Source organism: Enteractinococcus helveticum, from assembly GCF_020742345.1.
GTDB classification, from domain to species: Bacteria; Actinomycetota; Actinomycetes; order Actinomycetales; family Micrococcaceae; genus Yaniella; species Yaniella helvetica_A.
The window spans coordinates 1-6,429 of the sequence record NZ_DYXC01000018.1 but is presented as its reverse complement, the minus strand read 5'-3'; the positions used below and the strand labels follow the sequence as shown (position 1 = coordinate 6,429).

The 6,429-nt window shown below is 58.2% G+C and carries 7 protein-coding genes; 6 read left to right on the top strand and 1 reads right to left on the bottom strand.

Features of this window, described 5'->3' with window-relative positions; translation table 11 throughout:
- Window positions 1–1,355: amidohydrolase (locus K8V32_RS01085; RefSeq protein WP_303901559.1), on the bottom strand; the 1,355-nt coding region annotated here is incomplete at its 3' end.
- Window positions 1,356–1,461: 106 nt separating this feature from the next.
- On the opposite strand from K8V32_RS01085, the gene K8V32_RS01080 reads away from it, so the two are divergent.
- From K8V32_RS01080 to K8V32_RS01055, 6 genes are all read left to right on the top strand, one after another.
- Window positions 1,462–2,667: an RsbRD N-terminal domain-containing protein gene (locus K8V32_RS01080; protein WP_303901556.1), complete on the top strand. Its 1,206-nt coding sequence runs from the start codon at window positions 1,462–1,464 to the stop codon at window positions 2,665–2,667.
- Between the two features lie 92 nt (window positions 2,668–2,759).
- Window positions 2,760–4,118 carry an MFS transporter gene (locus tag K8V32_RS01075; RefSeq protein ID WP_303901553.1) on the top strand — a complete coding sequence of 453 codons (1,359 nt, stop codon included), beginning with the start codon at window positions 2,760–2,762 and terminating at the stop codon, window positions 4,116–4,118.
- Window positions 4,119–4,602: 484 nt separating this feature from the next.
- The gene (locus tag K8V32_RS01070) at window positions 4,603–5,097 is read left to right on the top strand and encodes a hypothetical protein (protein ID WP_303901550.1); all 495 of its coding nucleotides are present in this window, start codon (window positions 4,603–4,605) and stop codon (window positions 5,095–5,097) included.
- A gap of 350 nt (window positions 5,098–5,447) precedes the next feature.
- Window positions 5,448–5,645: a hypothetical protein gene (locus K8V32_RS01065; RefSeq protein ID WP_303901547.1), complete on the top strand. Its 198-nt coding sequence runs from the start codon at window positions 5,448–5,450 to the stop codon at window positions 5,643–5,645.
- Between the two features lie 37 nt (window positions 5,646–5,682).
- On the top strand, window positions 5,683–6,087 hold the full coding sequence (locus K8V32_RS01060; RefSeq protein ID WP_303901544.1) for an MmcQ/YjbR family DNA-binding protein: 405 nt from the start codon (window positions 5,683–5,685) through the stop codon (window positions 6,085–6,087).
- 210 nt (window positions 6,088–6,297) lie between these two features.
- Window positions 6,298–6,429: undecaprenyl phosphate translocase family protein (locus K8V32_RS01055; RefSeq protein ID WP_303901561.1), on the top strand; the 132-nt coding region annotated here is incomplete at its 3' end.

Here is a 6,429-nt window from a genome sequence, read left to right as displayed (position 1 = left end):
GCGACCGGGCGGTCCGAGCTTCCAGGCAGGATCATACCAGCGTCGAGCAATCTTCGTGCCGGATACGACAGCGTGGCGCGATTTGGGCCAAGATTGTGGAACATCCCCTCGCCAAATACGGAAATGAAATACGGCTGAGGGACCAACACAATATTCTGGTCGGCCATTCGAGCGATTTGATCGTCGCGGACCACCCCGCCGTGTTCAATGCGGTCGGGGAGGGGACCGGAACCGTGGATGCGACGGGCTTCGGTGATGGTTTCGATGGCAAAGTCGATCGCCGCATCGCCGATCGCGTGTAGGGCCAGCGCCCAGCCGGCACCGGCTGCCTGGATTACCTGAGCGCGCATGGTCTCGGGGTCGCCCTGCATATAACCGTGGTTGTGCTGACAATGCGAGTATTCTTCGGTCATCGCGGCTGTGGCACCGAGCAGGGAACCATCGGTGAAGACTTTGACCGGTCCAATTTGTAGACGCGCATCGCCCGCCCCGGAGCGGATCCCGGCATCCAGGCCGCGTGCCGATGGGTCTTTGGAATGACCGGGCAATTCGTGCAGGGCATCCATGGTGACCATGGTTTGGGACCGGTGTTTGAGCAGGTCGCGGTCGACAGCCAACTGATAGGCCGCGAATTCTCTTGGGGTGTGCCCAATCCAGCCACCGGCAATCCCCGCATCGGTCACCGATGTCAGCCCTTCGGCCAGGTAGTGTTGCGACGCGGCTGCAAGGGCGTCTGTCACTGGTTCGAGCGCCTCAGGCTGCAGCAAATCCTGAACAGCGCGCATCGCGTTTTCATCGAGTAGCCCGGTGGCCCGGCCCGTCTCATCTGTCACGATCTCTCCACCCTCCGGCTGTGCGGTTGGGCGGTCTTCAATACCCGCAAGATCAAGCGCCACACCGTTGATCGTGTACGCGTGGCCGGAACGGTGTTTAATCAGCACCGGGTGCCCCAGGGCAACCGTATCGAGACGATCACGATCTATGCTGCCGGTCATCTGCAGTGGGTTGAAATTTGAACAGATCACCCAATCGCCATGCTCAAAAGCATTGATTCGGGACGCGATGGCAGCATAGACATCGTCGGGAGTCTTCGCCTCGGCCAAATCGATTTCAATCAGTGTCTGCCCAAACCACACACTGTGGGCGTGCACGTCGTTGAACCCGGCCACAATACACGCGCCAGCCACATCGAATACCTGTGCGGGTGCCGCGGCATACGGGCCCTTGAGCAGCGGATCAAGTTGTTCATCAAGACCCACGATGAGCCCCTGCCAAATCCCAATTCGGGAGGCCGTGGGGCGGTTCGGATCACCCGTAATGATATCTGCATTATGAATAAGGGTATCCAGACGCATGGCCGCAGCATCCTTTCGACGTTCATTATTCCTACCCTGATTCAATAAAGGTTGGCTCTGCGCTGCAATGGCAAAATATGATCTCGACCCCACTAAAATTATGCATATGCCTAACGACAATCGCCCAGTAGAACCCACTGACGACGCTGCAGCTCAGGTTGCTTCTACTACGAACGCTGGAGACTGGCAAGCCATTTTACAACGGGTCGTCGATGACCTGGAATTGATTGTCGACGATTTTTTGGCGGAACTACAGGGGCGAAGCCTGTACGAAGACGGACTGGTGGAGATCACAGATTTACGGCACACGGCGATCGAGACGTTTCGCTATCTGTTGGACCGGATGATGGGCAAACCCATGACAGAACACCAACAAAACGCAGCGCGACGGCTCGGGGTTCGCAGGGCACGACAGAAAATCCAGATCGAAGATCTCATGGCTGCGATACGATTGGATTTTGTGGTGCTGTGGCGACGCATCCGGGCCACGATGAGTTCTGACGAGATGCCGGTGTTGGTCGAACATGTCGAGACCATGTTGACCACAATTGAGCGCTACATCCGCGAAGTGCAGCTGGAGTTTTTGGCAGAAACCGCACGGATTGCCCGGGATGCGCGGCTGGCCACCGAACGGCACATGGCTCGACTGTTGAACTCCAGCCATTTGACCCCGGCCAGTCTTGACATTATCGCCCAGGGACTTAAGGTCGAGGTCAATGCAGAGTTTGAGGTCGTCGTCATTAATGAATCTGCAGTGCTTGAAGTCCAAGATGCGCTGGCCGAGCCATTGGCTGCTGGGAAGATCCTGGGCTACCCCTACCGCTCTGGCTACTGCCTGATCCAAGAACGCGCTTCGAAGGCTGCTCCGCTCGCCACACTGTGCCGCGATTATGCCGGAGGGTATATCGGCCAAATTACCGGTTTGGCAACCGTACCCAACGCCGTTGCTGCGCTCACAAGGCTATTGGAATACCAGCCGGAAACTACCGGGTTGATGAGTATCGAAGCCCTCTGGCCCGCAGCAATCTCAGACACCTTGTCCACGTTGGTGCCGGACTTCCCCGATAGCTATCTGACCGATCTCGTACAACTCCCGGTTGCAGAGCGGCACGAAGTCATTACCACCATCAAGTACTTCCTGGACACCGGGTCAATTAAAACCACCGCGTCGTGCGTTAATCGGCACCGGAACACCGTCATCAATCGGTTGCGCAGCTTCGAAGCCACCACCGGACTCGACGTCAAAATTCCCCGCGACGCCGTACTGGCAACCCTGGTCCTGGCCTCACCAAAAATGCAAATGCACAAATGACCTCGATGCTCATAGTGCAAGCTTCCATTGCGTGTGGTGTGGGTCATGCCGAAATATTGGGGTAATCATTCACTCGTCTAAGGAGGCTTCGCGTGAGCGACGATTCTCGTTCCCTCGTTGTGGAGGCAGACACGCCCCCGCCGAAGGAAGAAACCCTGCAGGTCAACCCCAAAGATGTTGCGCGCATTGCCCGGGCCGCCTTTGCCGGGACCGCACTGGAATGGTACGACTACTTTTTGTTCGGTACCGCAGCCGCGCTGGTATTCAACTTCCTGTTCTTTACCGAACTGAACCCAACCGCCGCGGTTCTGGCATCTTTTGCCACCTTCGGTGTCGGTTTTGCTGCGCGCCCGCTCGGCGCATTCGTATTCGGCATTCTCGGCGACCGCTGGGGCCGCCGTCCAACTCTGATCCTGTCGATCGTGCTGATCGGTGTGGCCACCGGCGTCATCGGCATGCTGCCAACCTACGACCAAGTTGGCCTGGCAGCTCCGATCCTGCTGGTCGTGCTGCGACTCTTCCAGGGTCTGGCCGTTGGTGGCGAATGGGGAGGTGCGACCACGATCGCTATCGAACACGCACCACCCAAGAAGCGCGCGCGTTATGCCGCCATGGTCCAGCTGGGCTCACCTGTGGGTACCCTGCTGTCCTCCGGTGCGTTCTCGCTGGTGCTGTTGATGCCAGAAGAATCCGTCAATTCCTGGGGCTGGCGCCTACCATTCCTAGCTGCCTTCCCACTGTTGGCCATCGCGCTATGGATCCGACTTAAAGTTGAAGAATCCCCGGTCTTTGAGCAACTCGCTGAAATGGATGACCGGCCCAAGGTTCCAGCAGCCGCGGTCTTCACCAAAGCCTTCGGTCGCCTGGTGATCGCAATCTGTGCGGCCCTGCTGGGTGTTGGTGGGTTTTACCTGATGAACACCTACGTCATCTCCTACACCACCACCGTGCTGGATGTCGCTCGCGGCGACGTTGTCAACGCCACGGTCATTGCAGCACTGGTTCAGATGGTGGTTGTGGTGATCTTCGGTCGCGTAGCTGAACGTCTCGGCCCGGGTCGGGTCACGTTCATCGGTGGTATTCTTACTGCGCTGGCCGCTTGGCCGTTATTCATGATGATTGACACCGGTCAAGTCTGGGCCATCATTTTCGCCATCTCTGCGGGCATTGGCTTGTTGACCATCACCTACTCGGTTACCGGCGCGCTACTGGCCGAACTGTTCCCGGTGGAACTGCGTTACTCGGGTGTCGCCCTGGGCTACAACTTAGCTGGCGCACTGACCGGATTCCTGCCGTTCATCGCAACCTGGATGACTGGCCTCCAAGAAACCCCAACCGTTATGCCCGCCGTCGTACTGCTGGTCATCGTTTCCCTGCTGACCGCGCTGGGCGGGTTCCTGGGCGAACGGATGCGCGTTAAAGACGACCTCGTGCTCACCGAAGCCCAATAAGACTTCCCAGCTTACGCAACTGTCTCCTCGCATCATCGCGTGACAGCATGCGTTCCTGCCCAGGATGGAACTGCGCCTGATGAATTGGTACAGGTCGCACTCGCCGAGCAAGATAGCAACACGGACACCTGGGTGTTCATCACTGCAATGAGCCACTCGACCTAGTTCACAGTACGCGTCTACGATACCGAAGAGCCACACTCTTCGACACTGTGGTTGCTCCGGAGTAGGTGCGTGTCGGCGGCAGCGAGGAGTGCGGCGGGCCCTGCGAAGCAGCGGTCACCGTAAGTCACTGACCATCGGGCCTCGGTCTCACCCAAAAGGTTCCATACGTTGGAGAATCAATTTCCATCTGTGATGCACGCGATAACAGTTCGCACGCTTGCCAACTGTGCGTCAGACCGTGACCTCTCGCCGGAATTTCAGCTCCCCGGGACATTCAGCAGGACGTCTGCGAAAATGGGTTATGAGGTGAAGGAGACAGATGATGGTGTTTCAGGGCGAAGTGTTGACAGTCGCGGCGTTGCTTGACGCCGCGCAGACTGCACCGGCCTCTGTGCCGGGGGCAGATGTTGGGGTGCGTCACACGGCTGCGGCGAACGCGCGTGCTTGTGCTCGGCTACTGAATAACGGCGACAGTGTGGAGGCGGGCTGGAGGTTCGGTATTCTCCAAACTCTGGATGACTATACGTCAACGCTTCGCCGGGGAGGCCCGGGCCTCGCGGCAGGCGTGTTTACTGACGAGCCTCCTCACACGGGTGCAGTTCAGATTGATGCCGCCTTCGCTGCGCTGGCAGACTACCTGGCCTCGCGTGATGGTTGGACAGCACCTGCCTGGGCGCAGGACACGGCACGTCGCACGACGGCCTGGTACCCGATGGTGCCAGAGATATTCCGTGGAGACGCGGAGCGGGAAAGCCCAGACGCGTTCCGGGAGCGCGGTATTTTCATCACATCACGGTCGTTGGATCGCGCGTGAGCCGGAGCGGGCCGGAGCTTGACGCTGGAAGCGTCCGCAGCTTATTCCAAGAACTCTCAGACCGCCTCACAGCGCGGGGGCTTCAGGCGCAACTATTTGTGGTGGGTGGTGCGGCCGATGGCGTTGGCATACGATCAGGAGCGCCTCACCCGCGATGTGGATGCGTTATTCGTACCAGTACCAGAAGTGCGGCAGATCGCAGAAGACATGAGCGCCGCCCACGGTTTGGAACCAGATTGGCTCAACGACGCCGTCAAGGGGTTCCTTCCTGGGGCAGATGAGCTTCCCGCACCGTATTCGAGTCGGAGTCGCTGCTGGTGCAGGTGCCGTCGCCGGAGTATTTGCGGGCCATGAAACTGCATGCTTCCCGCGATGATCGTGACCTCGACGACGCAGCCCTGTTGTTTAACACGCTTGGTTATACGAACGCGCAAGAGTGTATCGATCTGTTGACCAGTAGGTATCCCGTGGCTCGGTTGCTTCCGCGCCACCGCTACATCGCCGAAGATGTGGCCCGACGCGCTAGGCGACGATCCGCGACGGGCTAAGCTTCACGCGTTCTAGGAGTTCGAGATAGCCGGGTCGGTGGCAGAGGTCGAGGCAGTCCTGCCGCGGCCGTTCCAACCCGACCTCGGCACCGGTACGATCTTCGGAGCTGCACAGGTAGACGACGAGCTGCTTCATGCATTCGCTTGTTGTTGTACCGTTCATGACGACCTCCATTCACTGGGTAAATACGTCGGTCAAACCCGACACGTCGACAAAGCAGAACCGGAAGACGCTGCAGAACTGCGTTTGCAGTACCCTGAGATCACACCCGGTTACTATATGAATAAGCGGCACTGGATTTCGCTTGCCACCGGTACCAGCAACCATCCGGGACTCTTCCAGGAACTGCTAACTGATTCATACCGCCTCGTGGTGGCCCGACTCCCACGAGTTCAGAGGCCCATTGATCCCGAGACTTTTGGAACAAGCCCTCAAACTTGACCAGTCCATGATCGAACCAAGTTGCCAAGACGACACCGCCGTCAAAGCGCTTTTTCTACCCTGGGTTCCAGCTGGCACATTGCGCAGACATCCTATTGTGCATTTTGCAGATAGTCTGTTTTACATTTTGCAGATTTCCACTTGCATGTTCGTGGAGTAAGCACTCAGGCAGCTACACTAATCTAGGCCTGGTTCAAGGATTGTGAGTAGATGACCCTAACACCCCAAAGAAAAACTTCGCTGATCGGCAACCTCATTCGCGGGGCACTGCTCGGTATTGTGGAAACCATCCCCGGAATCTCCGGCGGCACAGTCGCCCTGGTCGTGGGCATCTACAAACAA